Genomic DNA, 17,050 nt, shown 5'->3' with positions numbered 1-17,050 from the left:
GCCTTCAACAAAGGTTGAGTCGCCAGCGCGTGGGGCGCCGTAGGTGTAGAGGAGGATGTTGTATTTATGCGTGGTGTTTCGACGCAATGCTTCGGCCAGCAGCAAGGCGATGGCTCCACCGAGACTGTGGCCGCATATGATGATTTTTTGACCTGCGTAGAATCGGTGCAAATAGTTTTGCACGAACTCGCTGAGCGCCTGATATGCGCTGTAAAACCCCTTATGAACCTGCCCGACACCCTCCTCGAACGGAACCTGAAGCGCATGCACATCACGTAGTGCATCTTTCAGACTGGCCGTGCCGCGCACCGAAATCAAAACGACTTCATCGTGATGACACATGAACGCCTGGGTATCGCCGCCATCTTCCTGATCATCGAAAAAATGCTGGTTGGCCGGGTGTTCCTGATCCTTGCCTTTGTCCGGGTGATTTTGCTGATACAGCGTCGGGTTGAACGGCAGGATTTCCAGACGCTTTGAATAAGGCACGTCTTCGTACAACGGGTAAAACCTTTGGGTTTGGCTCCTATCGATTCGCCAGCTCTCCCGANCGCCATCTTCCTGATCATCGAAAAAATGCTGGTTGGCCGGGTGTTCCTGATCCTTGCCTTTGTCCGGGTGATTTTGCTGATACAGCGTCGGGTTGAACGGCAGGATTTCCAGACGCTTTGAATAAGGCACGTCTTCGTACAACGGGTAAAACCTTTGGGTTTGGCTCCTATCGATTCGCCAGCTCTCCCGATAGCTGGCCAATGCCTCGCCAAACAGATTGCCGATGCTCGGGTCCTCAGGAAAGCGCACTTTATCCAGCGGCTTTTCGCACGGGTCCTGGGCGAAGTCGGTGTAACTCAAGGTCGCCATCAGTGCCAGTTGATAAAGATTCAGCGCACAGAATTTGTCATCGGTGGACAGCAGTGGCCGCAAGGCGCGCATCGGCCGCACTTCCAGCACGTTGTGTTGGTTGGGGCTCAGCGCAATGCCGAACGAATGCTCGGGGCCGAAACCCAGTTCGCTCATGGCCCGAAGCAGTGCGCTTTGGGGTTCGTAGAAGCGCTGGGCCACCGGTGGCAAATGCGCGCCATCACGGACCAGGTCCCGCACCTCGACCTGAACAAAGACATCGGCGTCCTTGATGGCCGGGTTGTGTTCACGACGAAATCCGTCTTCGTGGAAAAAACGGGTTTGTTCGGCGCGGTACTGGAGTTCGGTGATGGGGAGGGGGTAGTACTCTCGTTTTATCAACCGTTCATATGGCTTATCGAGTCCGCTGTACCGCTTGTCCAAGGTGAGTACGACAGTTCCTCGGTAATGGTTCTCTAGCTTTGCAAATCCCTCACCATCCAATCGTCCGGTATACTCCTGGCCGACACTGTCCACAACGGAGTAAGGCAAACCACCATAGGGTTTTCCGTCACCCTGCTCGTCAACCAATCGAAAACTCGTCCAGTGTCCCCGTAGCGGGCAAACCAGCATTTTGCTGCTGAAACAAGAGTGATCTCGCTCCTGATGTGCCATATCTGATTTCCTTATTCAGTGCAGTTGGGGTAAACGGTGCAAGTTCTGCCGTCGGGCATTTTGAAAGGTTTGAAATCTGTGGTGTTGCCGCGACAGAAGGCGTCTTGATCCTCAAGGTTTTCACCCAGGCAACGTTTCCAACCTTGCGGAAAGCGGATCCAGGTGTCTTGCCCAAAGGGCCGTTCCTCGGCCGCCATTCCGAACACCATCCTCACCGTCCTGCCCGGCAACTGATCGCGCTGCAATACCCCGCCCGCTATGCGCTTCACCATCAGCCCATCCGCGTCGACGGCCCGACAGTGCAGGATTTTTATGATCGCCCGCTCGGGTCCCACAGTGCGAAACAGCCACTGGCATTGCCCTTGAAACGCCTGAATACCGGAGGCTGGAAAATCTGGACGGTCATCTGCAAGTGCGTCGTAAAAGGACAGGCTGGCAAAATCATTACTGCCATCGAGCCGAGCCGGCCCCCATTTCCCTCGCAAATTCAACCTCAAACTACTCAACACCAACGGACAGCCGCCCGCGCGCGTCGTCAGCGGGATCTGAAACTCGGCCGTGCGCGCAATGCTTTGGAATTCACTGGTGAAAAACTTGCGGTTCGGCGCCACCTTTCCGCGCTGGCGCGGCGGCGCCTCACAGGTTTCGCCGCTGGCCGGCTCGTAATAGGCATCAGCCTTGACCCTGAAATCGGCCGGCACTTCGGCCTGCAAGGTAAAGCTCTCTGCCGGTGCAAAAACGCAACCGCCAGCGGCAAGCGCCAGTGCAATGATTGCCAGTGCGCGGGCAAATTGCCGGCTCGCGAAACACAACGAAGGAGCGTTGTTGAGAATTGGCTTTTCCCATTCCTGGAGTACCGTCACTTGATGTCCCTGTCAAAAAACCACGCTGAAAAACGAAGTATCAACAGAGGTATAGCCGTCATCCAGAACGATTTGAGGGGCCAGGAAACGTTTGGGAACGCGCCTACGCCAGTCTCTGAAATATCTGACATTTGCAGCCATGCAATGACCGGGAGGGACCAAAGCCGAGGCGCTGGGCTGGTTGTTTGTTTCGGAAGGTTCGAAGCTCGGAGCCGCGTTTCTGATCAAGCGCGATGCTTTCCACCACTCAACAGGCCGAGCGTTAGCTCGCCTGCAGCTTTTGATCTTGACGCACCGCCCCTCGAGAGGCTTCGTTCCGGTTCTGCGTAGTGGGCAACCCGGCATGGATGCCGGGTTAGCCGCGCACGGCCATGGATGGCCGATCGCGGCGGCCCTACGGAGCAGGACCGGAGCGAGGGCATGCCGAGCCTGGGCGAGGCACCGAACGACAGGGGCAAAAGCCCTTGGTTACTTGGGGCTTTTCCAAGTGACCCGCCGTAAGGGCGGAACCCTAGGTGGCCGTGACCGCAGAAACGGATATGTACACCATCAAAGTCGTGAAGATATGTAGATACCCATGGCTATCGCGGGCAAGCCCGCTCCCACAGATTTTTCGTCTTGCAGTAATCACATTATTTAGCCGCGCTAACGCGCCACACCTTGTTCCCTACATCATCCGCCACCAGCAAGCTGCCCTGCTGATCGATCACAACACCCACCGGCCGGCCCATGGCTTTTTCCTCGTCATTGAGGAATCCGGTGAGCACGTCCACCGGTTGCCCGGTCGGTTTGCCGGTGCTGAATGGCACGAAAATCACTTTGTAGCCGCTGTGTGGCTTGCGGTTCCACGAGCCATGCTGGCCGATGAATGCACCTTGAGTGAACGGAGCGGGCAGCTTGCTGCCTTCGGCGAACGTCAGGCCCAGTGATGCGGTATGTGGCCCCACCGCGTAATCAGGGGCAATGGCCTTGGCCACCAGATCGGGGTTTTGCGGCTCGACGCGAATGTCGACGTGCTGGCCGTAATAGCTGTAAGGCCAGCCGTAGAACCCGCCATCCTTCACTGACGTGATGTAGTCCGGCACCAGGTCGCTGCCGATTTCGTCACGCTCGTTGACGGCGGTCCACAGTGCGCCGCTCTGAGGCTCCCAGGCCAGACCGTTGGGATTACGAATCCCCGAGGCGAAGATCCGATGCTTGCCGGTGGCGCGATCCACTTCCCAGATCGCCGCGCGGCCTTCCTCCTGATCCATGCCGTTTTCACCGACGTTGCTGTTTGAGCCCACGGTGACGTACAGCTTGCTGCCATCCTTGCTGGCGATGACGTTTTTGGTCCAGTGGTGATTCAGCGTGCCGCCCGGCAGATCGACCACTTTGATTGGCTGCGACTTGATCGCCGTCTCGCCGTTCTCGTAGTGGAAACGCAGCAGGCGGTCGGTGTCGGCGACGTACAGGTCATTGCCGACCAGGGTCATGCCGAAGGGCGAGTTGAGGTTTTCCAGGAACACCGTGCGGGTTTCGGCGACGCCGTCGTGGTCCTTGTCCCGCAGCAGGGTGATGCGGTTCGGGCTGGGGACGCCAGCCCCGGCGCGACCCATGACTTTGCCCATGACCCAGCCGCGAATGCCTGCGCCATCATCGGGTTTGGGTGGCGCGTTGGTTTCGGCCACCAGCACATCGCCATTGGGCAGCACGTAGAGCCACCGCGGATGATCGAGGCCTTCGGCAAACGCCGTCACCTGAGTCCCCGCCGCGGCGACAGGTTTCGCCCCTTCAGGCCAGCCGATTGCCGGGGCGATGTTCACCGTCGGGATCAGGGTTTTATTCGGCTCTGGCAGCTTGGGTGAGGGGCCTGTGCCATCCGAGACTTGCAGGCTGGAGGTTTCACCACAGGCGGCGAGCCCTCCGGCGAGCGCGATGATGAAAACGAGCTGGGGTTTGCGCATTACTGATCTTCCCTATGAATGCATTGACGTAATCATAGAGAAGCGTAGACGCTCGATGGATCAACCGGTCAGCCGCGGGCTTCCTTGAATAGCACGGCAATGCCGGGGTGATAGTTTCCGGCTTCGTTGCGCAACTTGCGGTAGGCGTACGGGAAATACCAGGCTACGGCGCAGCAGTGTTCCTTTTGCAGGTCGTCGACCATGTCCTGAAGTTCTTCCGGTGTAGCGCTCTGCTGAGCTTTTTGCGGCGCAACGAACAGGCAACCGAGTTTCAGGTCGCTGGCGTAGCTGATTCGCTTTGCGTCACAGGTGATGTCCGCCAGTGCCTGGGTCAGGTTCGGGCTGTTGACCCGCGGCCAGCGCTGGGTGGCCTGGAAATACGCGCGCTCTTCGCTGCTGGCGATAAACAGGTCGGCGTGGGTGTTGCGTTCGCCTTCTTCGTTCTGCTTGCGCGTCGGCGTTTGTTGCAAGGTGACCATTTCCGCCATCCAGGCCGCGGCGGAGAGCAAGCCGAGATTGGCTTTTTCGTCGTACCAATAAGGTGTGTCGTTATCGCCGCGCACAGTGTTGTAGCGGTCGATACAGTCAAACCAGCGTTCCAGCACCGGTCGCAGGAATTCCAGCTTCGGATTGCTGATGATCATGCCTTGCATGTGGCTCACCCTTGTTATTGTATTGTGAGGTTGTGGCTCTTTGATATCACTGCTGGCAGTGTGGCACAAGATTGGCGTCAGTTAATTGATCGACGGCAGTTATTCGCTCAGCGGCGCCCCGGCTTTAATTGACGCTCCATCCCCAACCCTCTAACCTTCGCGGCTTGTTTCAGGTGCTCTGTGACCTTGGTCGACAGAGTGAAACAGGGAAGCCGGTGAGTGACTCTCTTCACGCGAAGAATGATCACGATCCCGGCGCTGCCCCCGCAACGGTAAATGAGTGAAGGCTGCGCCTTGAGCCACTGTGTCGACGACATGGGAAGGCGCGCAGTCGGGCGCAAGCCGCTCATGAGCCCGGAGACCGGCCTGATTCATCCAACGGCATCACGGTGGGCGATGCCAGGCTTCTTGCCGTCTATTCTTGTGCCTGCCCGCCGTTATCCAGCCTCAACGGAGAGCTCCCCCATGACTGATACTCCCGATCGTGACGAACGCCATCTGGCGCGCATGTTGCGCAAAAAAGCCGTGATCGATGAACGCATCGCCAACTCGCCGAATGAATGCGGTCTGCTGCTGGTGCTGAGCGGCAACGGCAAGGGCAAGAGCAGCTCGGCGTTCGGCATGCTTTCGCGGGCCATGGGCCACGGCATGCAGTGCGGCGTGGTGCAGTTCATCAAGGGGCGCACCAGCACCGGCGAGGAGCTGTTCTTCCGGCGCTTTCCGGAGCAGGTGCGTTTTCATGTGATGGGCGAGGGCTTCACCTGGGAAACCCAGGACCGTCAGCGCGACATCGCCGCTGCCGAAGCCGCCTGGGCAGTGTCCCGCGAACTGCTGCGTGATCAGTCCATTGGTCTAGTCGTACTCGATGAGTTGAACATCGCCCTCAAGCACGGCTACCTCGATCTCGATCAAGTGCTCAGCGACTTGCAGGCGCGTCCGCCGATGCAGCACGTGGTGGTCACCGGTCGCGGCGCCAAGCCGGAGATGATCGAGCTGGCCGACACCGTCACTGAAATGGGCATGATCAAGCACGCCTTCCAGGCCGGAATCAAAGCGCAAAAAGGCGTCGAGCTGTGAACTGCACTTTATGAATAGCCATCGTCAATGCCCGGCGGTACTGATCGCCGCGCCGGCCTCCGGTCAGGGTAAGACCACCGTCACCGCCGCGCTCGCCCGTTTGCATCGCAATCAGGGGCGCAAGGTTCGCGTGTTCAAATGCGGCCCGGACTTTCTCGACCCGATGATTCTCGAGCGCGCCAGCGGCGCACCGGTCTATCAACTCGACATGTGGATGGTCGGCGAGCAAGAAAGTCGGCGTCTATTGTGGGAGGCCGCTGGCGAAGCCGATCTGATCCTCATCGAAGGCGTCATGGGGCTGTTCGACGGTACGCCGTCCAGCGCCGACCTGGCGCGGCATTTCGGTGTGCCGGTGCTCGGCGTGATCGACGGCACCGCCATGGCGCAGACGTTTGGCGCGCTGGCCCTGGGCCTTGCGCGCTATCAGCCGGACTTGCCGTTTGCCGGTGTGCTGGCCAACCGGGTCGGCACCGTGCGGCATGCGCAGTTGCTCGAAGGCAGCCTGACTGAAGGCTTGCGCTGGTACGGCGCGTTGTCCCGGGAGACCGGGATCGAATTGCCGAGTCGGCATCTCGGCCTGGTTCAGGCCAGCGAATTGAATGATCTCGACCTGCGTCTCGATGCAGCGGCAGAGTCACTGGCCAGCAGTTGCGACGTCGCGTTGCCGCCGGCCGTGGAATTCGCCGCGCCTGAAGTGATCGCGGCCGAACTGTTGCTGGCCGGTGTGCGGATTGCCGTGGCCCGGGACGAAGCCTTCGCGTTTACCTATGGTGCGAGCCTGGATTTGCTGCGGGCCATGGGCGCCGAATTGTCCTTCTTCTCGCCGATCCGCGACGCCGGGCTGCCGGAGGCCGACAGCCTCTATCTGCCGGGCGGTTACCCCGAATTGCACCATGTGGCGTTGTCACAAAACACGCCGATGCTGACCGCGATCCGCGCTCACCACGCGGCGGGCAAACCGTTGCTGGCCGAGTGTGGCGGCATGCTGTATCTGCTGGATTCGTTGACCGATGTCGAGGGCACTCGCGCTGAGCTGGTTGGCTTGCTGGCCGGTGATGCGGTGATGCAGAAGCGTCTGGCCGCGTTGGCCTTGCAGGCGGTCGAATTGCCGGAAGGGTTGCTGCGCGGGCACACGTATCACCACTCGCTGACCAGCACCGAACTTGAGCCGATTGCCCGAGGTTTGAGCCCCAATGGCGGGCGAGGGGCGGAGGCGGTTTATCGTGAGGGGCGGATGACGGCTTCTTATGTGCATTTTTATTTTCCGTCCAATCCGACAGCGATTGCCGCGCTGTTTGTGCCTGATCGTGAGGCCGCCTTCGCGAGCAAGTCGAATCGTCGCACCGCCGCTCCCACAGGGGAACGCATTTCAAATGTGGGAGCGGGCTTGCTCGCGAAGAGGCCATGACCGACAACGCATTTTCCGAAGCCGAACGCGCAGCCGTTTACCGAGCCATCGCCGAACGTCGCGACATGCGGCACTTCAGCGGCGGCACGGTCGAACCCGAGTTACTTCGTCGTCTGCTCGAAGCCGCGCATCAGGCGCCGAGTGTCGGCTTGATGCAGCCCTGGCGTTTCATCCGCATCAGCGACCGGGCACTGCGCGGCATGATCCAGCAACTGGTTGAACAAGAACGCATCCGCACTGCCGAAGCTCTGGGCGAGCGCTCCGACGAATTCATGAAGCTCAAGGTCGAAGGCATCAACGACTGCGCCGAGGTGCTGGTCGCTGCTCTGATGGACGATCGCGAACGTCATATCTTCGGCCGTCGTACATTGCCGGAAATGGACATGGCCTCGTTGTCCTGCGCCATCCAGAACCTTTGGCTGGCGTCCCGCGCCGAAGGCCTGGGCATGGGCTGGGTGTCGCTGTTCGAGCCGCAAGCGTTGGCGGACTTGCTGGGGTTACCGAGCGGGGCCAAGCCTTTGGCCGTTCTTTGTCTGGGGCCGGTCAAGGAATTCTATCCGGCGCCGATGCTGGTACTCGAAGGTTGGGCGCAAGCGCGCCCACTCAGCGAGTTGCTGTATGAAAATTATTGGGGAGTGAGTCAATGAGTGTGGCGTTGTTGAGTGTCGCCGCGGTCGCGCTGGATGCGCTGCTGGGTGAACCCAAACGCTGGCATCCGCTGGTGGCGTTCGGTCGTTTTGCCGATCGCATCGAGCAACGTTTCAACTCCGGTGGTCGCGGGTGGCGCAGTCACGGCGTTACGGCCTGGGTGATGGCGGTCGTGCCGCTGACCTTGCTGGCCACCGCATTTTCCTGGGCGCCTTATGTCGGTTGGATCGTCGAGATTCTCGCGCTCTATTGCGCCCTCGGCCTGCGCAGCCTCGGCGAGCATGTCGAGCCAGTGGCCAAGGCTCTGCGCAGTGATGATCTGATCGAGGCGCGCAAACGCGTCGGCTATCTGGTCAGCCGTCAGACCAGCGAACTGGATGAAACCGAAGTCGCCCGCGCTGCCACCGAGTCAGTGCTGGAGAACGGCAGCGATGCGGTGTTCGCCGCGCTGTTCTGGTTTGCCGTGGCGGGTGCGCCCGGCGTGGTGCTCTATCGCCTGAGCAACACACTCGATGCGATGTGGGGTTATCGCAACGAACGCTTCGAACGTTTCGGTTGGGCTGCGGCGAAGATCGATGATGTTCTGAACTACATTCCTGCACGCCTGGTGGCGTTGACCTACGCGCTGCTGGGCAAAACCCGACTGGCGCTGAAGTGCTGGCGTACCCAGGGCCCGACCTGGGACAGCCCGAATGCCGGGCCGGTGATGGCGGCCGGTGCCGGTGCGCTGGGTGTCGAATTGGGTGGGGCAGCGATTTATCACGGTGAACTGCATCAGCGCCCGCTATTGGGTGAAGGCGTGCCGGCGGATGCCGATTCCATCGACCGTGGCTGGCAATTGGTCCAGCGCGGGGTATGGTTATGGCTGCTGATTCTCTGCGTGGGGGCTGAGTTCTATGCTTGAGCACGGTGGCCGCTTGCGCAAGGCGGCGCTTGAATACGGCATTGCCGAAGCCGATTGGCTCGACCTCTCCAGCGGTCTGGCGCCCTGGCCATTCCCGGTCCCGGACATCCCGCTGCGGGCCTGGGCGCGGTTGCCGGAAACCGATGACGGTCTGGAGCAGGCCGCCTGCGACTATTATGGTGCGGCTCAGGTGTTGCCGGTGGCGGGTTCGCAAATGGCGATCCAGTTGCTGCCGCGTTTGCGTCGGGCCGGCAAGGTCGGCGTGCTGTCGCCGTGTTACGCCGAGCACGCCGAAGCTTGGCGTCGCAACGGTTACATCGTGCGTGAAGTGCTGGAGTCGGAAGTCGATTTCTTTCTCGACAGCCTTGATGTGCTGGTGGTGGTCAACCCGAACAATCCCACGGGGCTGAGCCTGACCCCGGCTCGCCTGCTGGATTGGCATGCGCGGCTGGCCCAGCGCGGTGGCTGGCTGGTGGTGGACGAGGCATTCATGGACAACACCCCGCATCTGAGTCTGGCGCCGTTCGCCAATCAGATCGGCTTGATCGTGCTGCGTTCCTTCGGCAAATTTTTCGGCCTGGCCGGTGTGCGGCTGGGGTTTGTATTGGCCGAGCGCAAGTTGCTCAAACTGTTGGCTGAACAGGTCGGGCCTTGGGCGGTCAGCGGTCCGACCCGCGTGCTGGGCCAGGCGTGCTTGACGGATACCGAGGGGCACACGCGACAGCGCATTCGCGCTGACGAAGCCGGCGAGCGTCTGGCGTTGCTGCTTGAGCAGTACGGTTTCAAACCTCAGGGTGGCTGCGCATTGTTCCAATGGCTGATCACCGAGCGTGCCGAAGCGCTGCATGAATTCATGGCCCGACGCGGCATTCTGCTGCGATTGTTCACCCACAACAGCAGCGTGCGGTTTGGCTTGCCCGCCGATGAAGCGGATTGGCAGCGTCTCGAGCAAGCGCTTGAAGCTTACTTTAAGGAAGCGCAATGACTACGTTGAAGGTGCAGGGCGCGACTTTGATGGTGCAGGGCACCACATCGGATGCCGGTAAAAGCACGCTGGTGACGGCGCTGTGTCGTTGGGTCACGCGTCAGGGTGTGAGTGTCGTGCCGTTCAAGCCGCAGAACATGGCCCTCAACAGCGCGGTGACCGCCGACGGTGGCGAGATCGGTCGCGCTCAAGCGGTGCAGGCCCAGGCCGCGAACCTGGAGCCGCACACCGACATGAACCCGGTGCTGCTCAAACCCAACAGCGATACCGGCGCCCAAGTGATCATTCATGGTCGCGCGGTCACCACCATGAACGCCGTCGCCTATCACGACTACAAAGCCATCGCCATGCAAGCGGTGCGGGCCTCCCACGAACGGCTGAGCGCGGCGTATCCGGTGGTGATGGTCGAAGGCGCGGGTTCGCCGGCAGAGATCAACCTGCGTGCCGGCGACATCGCCAACATGGGGTTTGCCGAGGCGGTTGACTGCCCGGTGGTGCTGATTGCTGACATCAATCGTGGCGGAGTTTTCGCGCATTTAGTCGGTACGCTGGAGTTGCTTTCGCCCAGCGAACAGGCGCGGGTCAAAGGCTTCATCATCAACCGTTTTCGTGGCGACATCGCCTTGCTGCAACCGGGGCTGGACTGGCTGGAAGCACGCACCGGCAAACCGGTGATCGGCGTTTTGCCGTATGTGATGGACCTGCATCTTGAGGCCGAGGACGGTCTCGATCAGCGTCAGACCGACAAGGCCGATCAAGTGCTCAATGTGGTGGTGCCGGTACTGCCGCGCATCAGCAACCACACCGATTTCGATCCGCTGCGCCTGCATCCGCAAGTGGACCTGCAATTCATCGGCCCCGGCCAGACGATTCCGTCGGCCGATCTGATCATTCTTCCCGGCTCGAAAAGCGTGCGCAGCGACCTCGCGTATCTGCGGGCCAACGGCTGGGACACGGCGATCTCGCGGCATTTACGCTACGGCGGAAAAGTGCTGGGGATCTGCGGCGGCCTGCAAATGCTTGGCGAGCAGGTGCACGACCCGCTGGGTCTCGAAGGCGCGCCGGGTTCCAGTGCCGGTTTGGGCCTGCTGGCGTTCGAAACGCAGCTCGAAGACGAGAAGCAGTTGCGCAATGTGCGTGGGCGCCTGGCGCTGGAGGACGCAGAGGTCAGCGGCTATGAAATTCATGCCGGCGTAACCACCGGGCCGGCCCTGGAAAACGCCGCGGTACAGCTGGACGATGGTCGCTGCGATGGCGCGCAAAGTGTCGATGGGCAGATTTTCGGCACGTATTTGCATGGGCTGTTCGAGTCACCGGCGGCGTGCAGTGCGCTGTTGCGCTGGGCCGGGTTGCAGGATGTGCAGGAAGTGGATTATCACGCCTTGCGCGAGCGCGATATCGAGCGGTTGGCGGATCTGGTGGAGAAGCATCTGGATACCGGGTTGTTGCGGGAGCTTTGTGGGTTTTAGGGTGAATGTGCTGGCCTCTTCGCGAGCAAGCCCGCTCCCACATTGGAATACGTTCGAATGTGGGAGCGGGCTTGCTCGCGAAGACTGAAGTCGCCTCACCGCACATCTTAAGGAATAAACCATGCTGCAACTGATCCTCGGCGGCGCCCGCTCCGGCAAAAGTCGCTTGGCCGAAAAACTGGCGACAGACAGTCAACTCCAAGTCACTTATATAGCCACCTACATCGCCACCAGCCAATCTCAAGACGGTGAAATGAACGAACGGGTGGCCCATCATCGCGCTCGCCGTCCGGCCGAATGGGCATTGATCGAAGAACCGCTGGAACTCGCCCGCGTGCTGCGCGAAAACGCCAGTGCCGATCGTTGCTTGCTGGTGGATTGCCTGACCCTGTGGATGACCAATCTACTGATGCTCGATAACGCCGAGCGCTTGTCGGCCGAACGCGAAGCCCTGCTGGACTGCCTGGCGTCGTTGCCGGGTGAAATCATTTTTGTCAGCAACGAAACCGGAATGGGTGTCGTACCGCTGGGCGAATTGACTCGCCGCTATGTCGATGAAGCCGGTTGGCTGCATCAAGCCTTGGCCGAGCGCTGTCAGCGAGTCGTCCTGACCGTCGCTGGCCTGCCCCTGACTTTGAAAGGAACTGCGTTATGACTCACTCCTGGTGGCTGAACCCGTGCAAGCCAATCGACGCGCAAGCGGTCGAACAGGCGCAGGCGCGTCAACAGCAACTGACCAAGCCAGCCGGCTCACTCGGCCGGCTCGAGTCGGTGGCGGTGCAACTGGCCGGGTTGCAGGGGCAGGTCAAGCCGACGCTCGATCAGCTGTGGATCGCGATTTTTGCCGGTGACCATGGTGTGGTCGCCGAAGGGGTGTCGGCGTTTCCGCAGGAAGTCACCGGGCAGATGCTGCATAACTTTGTCAGCGGCGGCGCGGCGATCAGCGTGTTGGCGCGGCAGTTGGGGGCTTCCCTGGAAGTGGTCGACCTCGGCACCGTCACGCCCTCGTTGAATCTGCCGGGTGTGCGTCACCTGAATATCGGCCCGGGCACGGCGAATTTCGTCCAGGGGCCGGCGATGACTCAGGCCCAAGGCGAACTCGCCTTGCAGGCCGGCCGCGAGAGTGTGCAGCGCGCCATCGCAGCCGGCGCGCAGTTGTTCATCGGTGGCGAAATGGGCATCGGCAACACCACCGCGGCCAGCGCGCTGGCCTGTGCGTTGCTCGATTGCCCGGTGGCGCATCTGGCCGGGCCGGGCACCGGTTTGAACGCGGCGGGTGTCAGCCATAAAGCTCAGGTCATCGAACGCGCCTTGGCGTTGCATGGCGCTCAACGGGGCGATGCGCTGCAGACCTTGTTCAACCTCGGCGGTTTCGAAATCGCTGCGCTGGTCGGCGCGTACCTGGCCTGTGCTCAGGAAGGTGTCGCGGTGTTGGTCGACGGGTTTATTTGCAGCGTCTCCGCACTGCTGGCGGTGCGTTTGAATCCGGCCTGCCGTGAGTGGTTGCTGTTCGGTCATCGCGGCGCCGAGCCGGGTCATCGGCATGTGCTCGAAACCCTGAACGCCGAACCGTTGCTGGACCTCGGTCTGCGACTGGGCGAGGGCAGTGGTGCGGCATTGGCCGTGCCATTGTTGCGTCTGGCCTGCGACCTGCACGGGCAGATGGCGACATTTGCCGAAGCCGCGGTGGCGGATCGCCCGGCATGACCTTGCGCCTGGACCTGTTGCGCCATGGCGAAACCGAACTCGGCGGCGGTTTGCGCGGCAGCCTCGACGATGCGCTGACCGGCAAGGGCTGGGAGCAGATGCGCGCGGCGGTGATCGAGCAGGGGCCCTGGGATCGACTGGTCAGTTCGCCGTTGCAGCGTTGCGCGCGTTTTGCTGAAGAGCTTGGGGCGCAACTGGGTTTGCCGGTGCAACTGGATAAGGATCTGCAAGAGCTGCACTTCGGCGCCTGGGAAGGGCAGAGCGCGGCGGCGTTGATGGAAACCAGCGCCGAGGCGTTGGGTTTGTTCTGGGCTGATCCTTATTCGTTCACGCCGCCCGAGGGTGAGCCGGTTGCGGATTTTTCGACACGGGTGTTGGCGGCCATCGAACGGCTGCACGCGACCTATGCGGGTGAGCGAATCTTGCTGATCAGCCATGGCGGCGTCATGCGTTTGTTGCTGGCTCAAGCGCGCGGATTGCCGCGTGAACAGTTGCTTAATGTTGAAGTTGGCCATGGCGCGTTGTTCTCGTTGTCGGTCGAGTCCGGCGTCTTGTTAAGGGAAGCGATCTGACAATGTTGCCGTTCTGGATCGCCCTGCAATTTCTGAGCAGCCTGCCGATTCGCCTGCCGGGCATGCCGGCCCCTGAGGAATTGGGCCGATCGCTGCTGTTTTATCCGCTGGTCGGTTTTCTGTTCGGCGTGATTCTGTGGGGGCTGAACGGGCTATTGCTGGGCACGCCATTATTGCTTCACGCCGCACTGCTGCTGAGCGTTTGGGTCGTGCTCAGCGGCGCGTTGCACCTGGATGGCCTGGCCGATAGCGCCGATGCGTGGCTTGGGGGTTACGGCGACCGTGAACGCACCCTGACCATCATGAAAGACCCACGCAGCGGGCCGATTGCGGTGGTGACGCTGGTGCTGGTGTTGCTGCTCAAGTTCGCCGCGTTGCTGGCGTTGATCGAGCAGCAGCACAGCGTGGTCCTGATCATCGTTCCACTGATTAGCCGCAGCGCGTTACTGGGCTTATTCCTCACCACGACTTACGTGCGCCCGGGTGGATTGGGGCAGGCGCTGGCCGATCATCTGCCGCGTTTAGCGGGTCAGCAGGTGTTGGCGATCAGTGCGGTGGCCTGTGTGCTGATGGCTGGCCTCAGCGGTGTGTGGGCGCTTGTGTTGGCGACGGTGCTGTTTGTCTGGTTGCGGCAAGTGATGGTGCGGCGTTTGGGCGGGACAACCGGCGATACGGCGGGGGCATTGCTGGAATTGCTGGAAATGGTGGTACTGGTGGGGCTTGCATTGATCCTGTAGGAGCGAGGCTTGCCCGCGAAGGGAGCGCTGCAGTCCATCAGGCCGACCGCGTTATCGTTCTTCGCGGGCAAGTCGGATCGCCGCACCGCTCGCTCCTACAGGCAATATGTGTCGAAAAAATTGCTTTCATTTAACCGCGGGTATATACACGCACTATGCTTCCTTCCCAATGTTTGTGCACTAACCTGCGTCGCGCCGCTCGTGGCGTCAGCAGGCATTACGACGGCGCCCTCGACGGCTTCGGGATCAACGTTGCCCAATATTCTCTGCTGTGCAATCTGCAGCGTCTGGATCAGCCGAGCATCTCGTCTTTGGCCGAAGCCATGGGCCTGGATCGCAGCACCCTCGGGCGCAATCTGCGGGTGCTGGAGGGCGAAGGCTTGGTGACGCTGGTCGAGGGTGAGGACATGCGCAATCGCATCGTGCTGCTTACCGAGGCAGGGCGTGAACGTTTGGCAGCGGCCTTGCCGGCTTGGGAAGCGGCCCAGCAGCGGTTGATCGACCGGCTGGGTGCCGAGAAGCGTGAAACCTTGCTGAAACTGCTGGACGAACTGGCTTGAGGCCGGTTTGTTCGATCTTAAGCGGGTATATACCCGCTACCGGAGAACAAGAATGACATCGATGTGGCGTACATGCGGTTGGGTGCTGTTGGGCAGTGCGCTGATTCTGGCGTTGTCCTTGGGTGTGCGACACGGCTTCGGGCTGTTTCTGGCGCCCATGAGTGCCGAGTTCGGCTGGGGTCGCGAAGTGTTTGCTTTCGCCATTGCTTTGCAGAACCTGATCTGGGGCCTGGCGCAGCCGTTCACCGGTGCTCTGGCTGACCGCTTTGGCGCCGCGAAGGTGGTGTTGATCGGTGGCGTTCTGTACGCATTGGGTCTGGTTTTCATGGGGCTGTCCGATTCGGCGGTGACCTTGTCCTTGAGCGCCGGGCTGTTGATCGGCATCGGTCTGTCGGGCACCTCGTTCTCGGTGATCCTCGGCGTGGTCGGTCGTGCCGTGCCGCCGGAAAAACGCAGCATGGGCATGGGGATCGCCAGCGCCGCCGGTTCTTTCGGTCAATTCGCCATGTTGCCCGGTACGCTGGGATTGATCGGTTGGCTTGGCTGGTCCGCTGCATTGCTGGTGTTGGGCCTGGTGGTGGCACTGATCGTGCCGCTGGTGAGCATGCTCAAGGACAAGCCGCTGCCGGTTCTCGGGCACGAGCAAACCCTTTCTGAAGCGCTGCGCGAAGCCTGTTCCCATTCAGGATTCTGGCTGTTGGCGTTCGGCTTTTTCGTCTGCGGTTTTCAAGTGGTGTTCATCGGCGTGCACCTGCCGGCCTATCTGGTGGACCAACATTTGCCAGCCTCCGTCGGCACCACGGTGCTGGCGCTGATCGGACTGTTCAATATCTTCGGCACCTATACGGCGGGCTGGCTTGGCGGGCGGATGTCCAAACCACGTTTGCTCACCGGTCTTTATCTGTTGCGGGCAGTGGTGATTGTGCTGTTCCTCTGGGCGCCGGTCACTCAGGTCACAGCTTATTCGTTCGGCATGGCCATGGGGTTCCTCTGGTTGTCGACGGTGCCCTTGACCAACGGCACAGTGGCGACCTTGTTCGGTGTACGAAATTTGTCCATGCTCGGTGGGATTGTTTTCCTCTTCCACCAGCTCGGATCGTTCCTCGGCGGCTGGTTGGGTGGGGTGGTGTATGACCGAACCGGGAGTTACGACTTGATCTGGCAGGTGGCGATTCTCCTGAGTCTGGTAGCCGCAGCCCTGAACTGGCCGGTGCGCGAGCAGCCAGTGGCACGTCTGCAAACCCGGATGAGTGCAGCATGAACAGTCTCTGGCCGCGGATGGCTGTAATCGCCATCGGCGTATTGCTGCTGGCCTTGGCGTGGTGGGGCTGGCGTCAGGGCGGGTTGGCATTGATGCAGTTGGGCATGGGTGCTTGCTAGCGAGCGACGAAGGCGAGTAATTTCGTTTTCTGACGATTATTGCTCAAGGGTGTCCGACATGCTGATGCGCTGGCTTGCAGTTCCCGCGTTGTTGGTGGCTTTTACTGGATTGGCGCGGGCCGAGTGCCCAGAGCTTTTGCAAGGCTCGCTGCCGAAACTGCGAGCCAAGGAATCCATCGATCTGTGCCAGCGCTTCGCCGGCAAGCCACTGGTGGTGGTCAATACCGCGAGCTTCTGTGGCTTTGCCCCGCAGTTCAAAGGCCTTGAGGCGCTGTATCAGCGTTACAAGGATCAAGGGCTTGAGGTGGTCGGTGTTCCGTCCAATGACTTCAAGCAAGAATCCAAAGATGGCGCAGAGACTGCCAAGGTCTGTTACGTGAACTACGGCGTGACTTTCACCATGACCGAGCCGCAGAAAGTTCGCGGCGATGACGCAACGCATTTGTTCAAGGTCCTTGCTGAACAAAGCAGTTCGCCGAAGTGGAATTTCTACAAGTACGTGGTCGATCGCCAAGGCAAAGTGATCGCCAATTTTTCCAGCCTGACCAAGCCGGATAATCCCGAGTTCATCGAGGCGATTGAGAAAGCTCTCGCTTCGCAACCCTGATCGACGCGCACTAAAAAGC

17 protein-coding genes, 2 pseudogenes and 1 riboswitch are annotated in these 17,050 nt (G+C 60.8%); of the genes and pseudogenes, 15 read left to right on the top strand and 4 right to left on the bottom strand.

Annotation, left to right across the window (positions count from 1 at the left end; translation table 11 throughout):
* Both IC37_RS30175 and IC37_RS17125 read right to left on the bottom strand, forming a co-directional pair.
* Window positions 1-550: pseudogene (locus IC37_RS30175) on the bottom strand (lipase family protein); the annotation flags it as partial.
* A 976-nt stretch (window positions 551-1,526) separates the two neighbouring features.
* On the bottom strand, window positions 1,527-2,378 hold the full coding sequence (locus IC37_RS17125; RefSeq protein ID WP_256580750.1) for a hypothetical protein: 852 nt from the start codon (window positions 2,376-2,378) through the stop codon (window positions 1,527-1,529).
* A gap of 163 nt (window positions 2,379-2,541) precedes the next feature.
* On the opposite strand from IC37_RS17125, the pseudogene IC37_RS17120 reads away from it, so the two are divergent.
* A pseudogene (locus tag IC37_RS17120) lies at window positions 2,542-2,616 on the top strand (biliverdin-producing heme oxygenase); the annotation flags it as partial.
* A gap of 394 nt (window positions 2,617-3,010) precedes the next feature.
* Here IC37_RS17120 and IC37_RS17115 read toward each other — a convergent pair.
* The gene (locus tag IC37_RS17115; RefSeq protein WP_030131705.1) at window positions 3,011-4,324 is read right to left on the bottom strand and encodes a sorbosone dehydrogenase family protein; all 1,314 of its coding nucleotides are present in this window, start codon (window positions 4,322-4,324) and stop codon (window positions 3,011-3,013) included.
* Between the two features lie 68 nt (window positions 4,325-4,392).
* Complete coding sequence (locus IC37_RS17110; RefSeq protein WP_030131704.1) at window positions 4,393-4,977, bottom strand: hypothetical protein; 585 nt, start codon at window positions 4,975-4,977, stop codon at window positions 4,393-4,395.
* 154 nt (window positions 4,978-5,131) lie between these two features.
* Window positions 5,132-5,362: riboswitch (cobalamin riboswitch) on the top strand.
* Window positions 5,363-5,442: 80 nt separating this feature from the next.
* Here IC37_RS17110 and cobO point away from each other — a divergent pair.
* From cobO to IC37_RS17045, 14 genes are all read left to right on the top strand, one after another.
* Complete coding sequence (gene cobO, locus IC37_RS17105; protein WP_030131702.1) at window positions 5,443-6,054, top strand: cob(I)yrinic acid a,c-diamide adenosyltransferase; 612 nt, start codon at window positions 5,443-5,445, stop codon at window positions 6,052-6,054.
* A 10-nt stretch (window positions 6,055-6,064) separates the two neighbouring features.
* Complete coding sequence (locus IC37_RS17100) at window positions 6,065-7,462, top strand: cobyrinate a,c-diamide synthase (protein ID WP_030131701.1); 1,398 nt, start codon at window positions 6,065-6,067, stop codon at window positions 7,460-7,462.
* Window positions 7,459-8,109, top strand: a complete 651-nt coding sequence (gene bluB, locus IC37_RS17095) for a 5,6-dimethylbenzimidazole synthase (RefSeq protein ID WP_030131700.1) — start codon at window positions 7,459-7,461, stop codon at window positions 8,107-8,109. Before IC37_RS17100 ends, bluB begins: the two co-directional genes overlap by 4 nt.
* Window positions 8,106-9,014, top strand: a complete 909-nt coding sequence (gene cbiB / locus IC37_RS17090; RefSeq protein ID WP_030131699.1) for an adenosylcobinamide-phosphate synthase CbiB — start codon at window positions 8,106-8,108, stop codon at window positions 9,012-9,014. Before bluB ends, cbiB begins: the two co-directional genes overlap by 4 nt.
* On the top strand, window positions 9,007-9,999 hold the full coding sequence (gene cobD, locus IC37_RS17085) for a threonine-phosphate decarboxylase CobD (RefSeq protein WP_030131698.1): 993 nt from the start codon (window positions 9,007-9,009) through the stop codon (window positions 9,997-9,999). Before cbiB ends, cobD begins: the two co-directional genes overlap by 8 nt.
* Window positions 9,996-11,468, top strand: coding sequence for a cobyric acid synthase (locus IC37_RS17080; RefSeq protein ID WP_030131697.1), 1,473 nt, complete (start codon window positions 9,996-9,998; stop codon window positions 11,466-11,468). The genes cobD and IC37_RS17080 overlap by 4 nt, the downstream gene beginning before the upstream one ends.
* A gap of 121 nt (window positions 11,469-11,589) precedes the next feature.
* Window positions 11,590-12,123: a bifunctional adenosylcobinamide kinase/adenosylcobinamide-phosphate guanylyltransferase gene (cobU, locus tag IC37_RS17075; protein ID WP_030131696.1), complete on the top strand. Its 534-nt coding sequence runs from the start codon at window positions 11,590-11,592 to the stop codon at window positions 12,121-12,123.
* The gene (gene cobT, locus IC37_RS17070) at window positions 12,120-13,175 is read left to right on the top strand and encodes a nicotinate-nucleotide--dimethylbenzimidazole phosphoribosyltransferase (protein ID WP_030131695.1); all 1,056 of its coding nucleotides are present in this window, start codon (window positions 12,120-12,122) and stop codon (window positions 13,173-13,175) included. Before cobU ends, cobT begins: the two co-directional genes overlap by 4 nt.
* Window positions 13,172-13,747: an alpha-ribazole phosphatase family protein gene (gene cobC, locus IC37_RS17065; protein WP_030131694.1), complete on the top strand. Its 576-nt coding sequence runs from the start codon at window positions 13,172-13,174 to the stop codon at window positions 13,745-13,747. Before cobT ends, cobC begins: the two co-directional genes overlap by 4 nt.
* A 2-nt stretch (window positions 13,748-13,749) precedes the next feature.
* Window positions 13,750-14,484, top strand: a complete 735-nt coding sequence (locus IC37_RS17060; protein WP_030131693.1) for an adenosylcobinamide-GDP ribazoletransferase — start codon at window positions 13,750-13,752, stop codon at window positions 14,482-14,484.
* A 155-nt stretch (window positions 14,485-14,639) separates the two neighbouring features.
* Window positions 14,640-15,044: a MarR family winged helix-turn-helix transcriptional regulator gene (locus IC37_RS17055; protein ID WP_030131692.1), complete on the top strand. Its 405-nt coding sequence runs from the start codon at window positions 14,640-14,642 to the stop codon at window positions 15,042-15,044.
* Between the two features lie 52 nt (window positions 15,045-15,096).
* Complete coding sequence (locus tag IC37_RS17050; RefSeq protein WP_030131691.1) at window positions 15,097-16,305, top strand: MFS transporter; 1,209 nt, start codon at window positions 15,097-15,099, stop codon at window positions 16,303-16,305.
* Window positions 16,302-16,424, top strand: a complete 123-nt coding sequence (locus IC37_RS30575; RefSeq protein WP_256580749.1) for a hypothetical protein — start codon at window positions 16,302-16,304, stop codon at window positions 16,422-16,424. The genes IC37_RS17050 and IC37_RS30575 overlap by 4 nt, the downstream gene beginning before the upstream one ends.
* A gap of 58 nt (window positions 16,425-16,482) precedes the next feature.
* Complete coding sequence (locus tag IC37_RS17045) at window positions 16,483-17,031, top strand: glutathione peroxidase (RefSeq protein WP_030131690.1); 549 nt, start codon at window positions 16,483-16,485, stop codon at window positions 17,029-17,031.
* The last annotated feature ends 19 nt before the right edge of the window (window positions 17,032-17,050 follow it).

The organism is Pseudomonas sp. QTF5, from assembly GCF_000512695.2.
Lineage (GTDB): Bacteria > Pseudomonadota > Gammaproteobacteria > Pseudomonadales > Pseudomonadaceae > Aquipseudomonas.
This window is presented reverse-complemented; position numbering and strand designations above follow the sequence as displayed.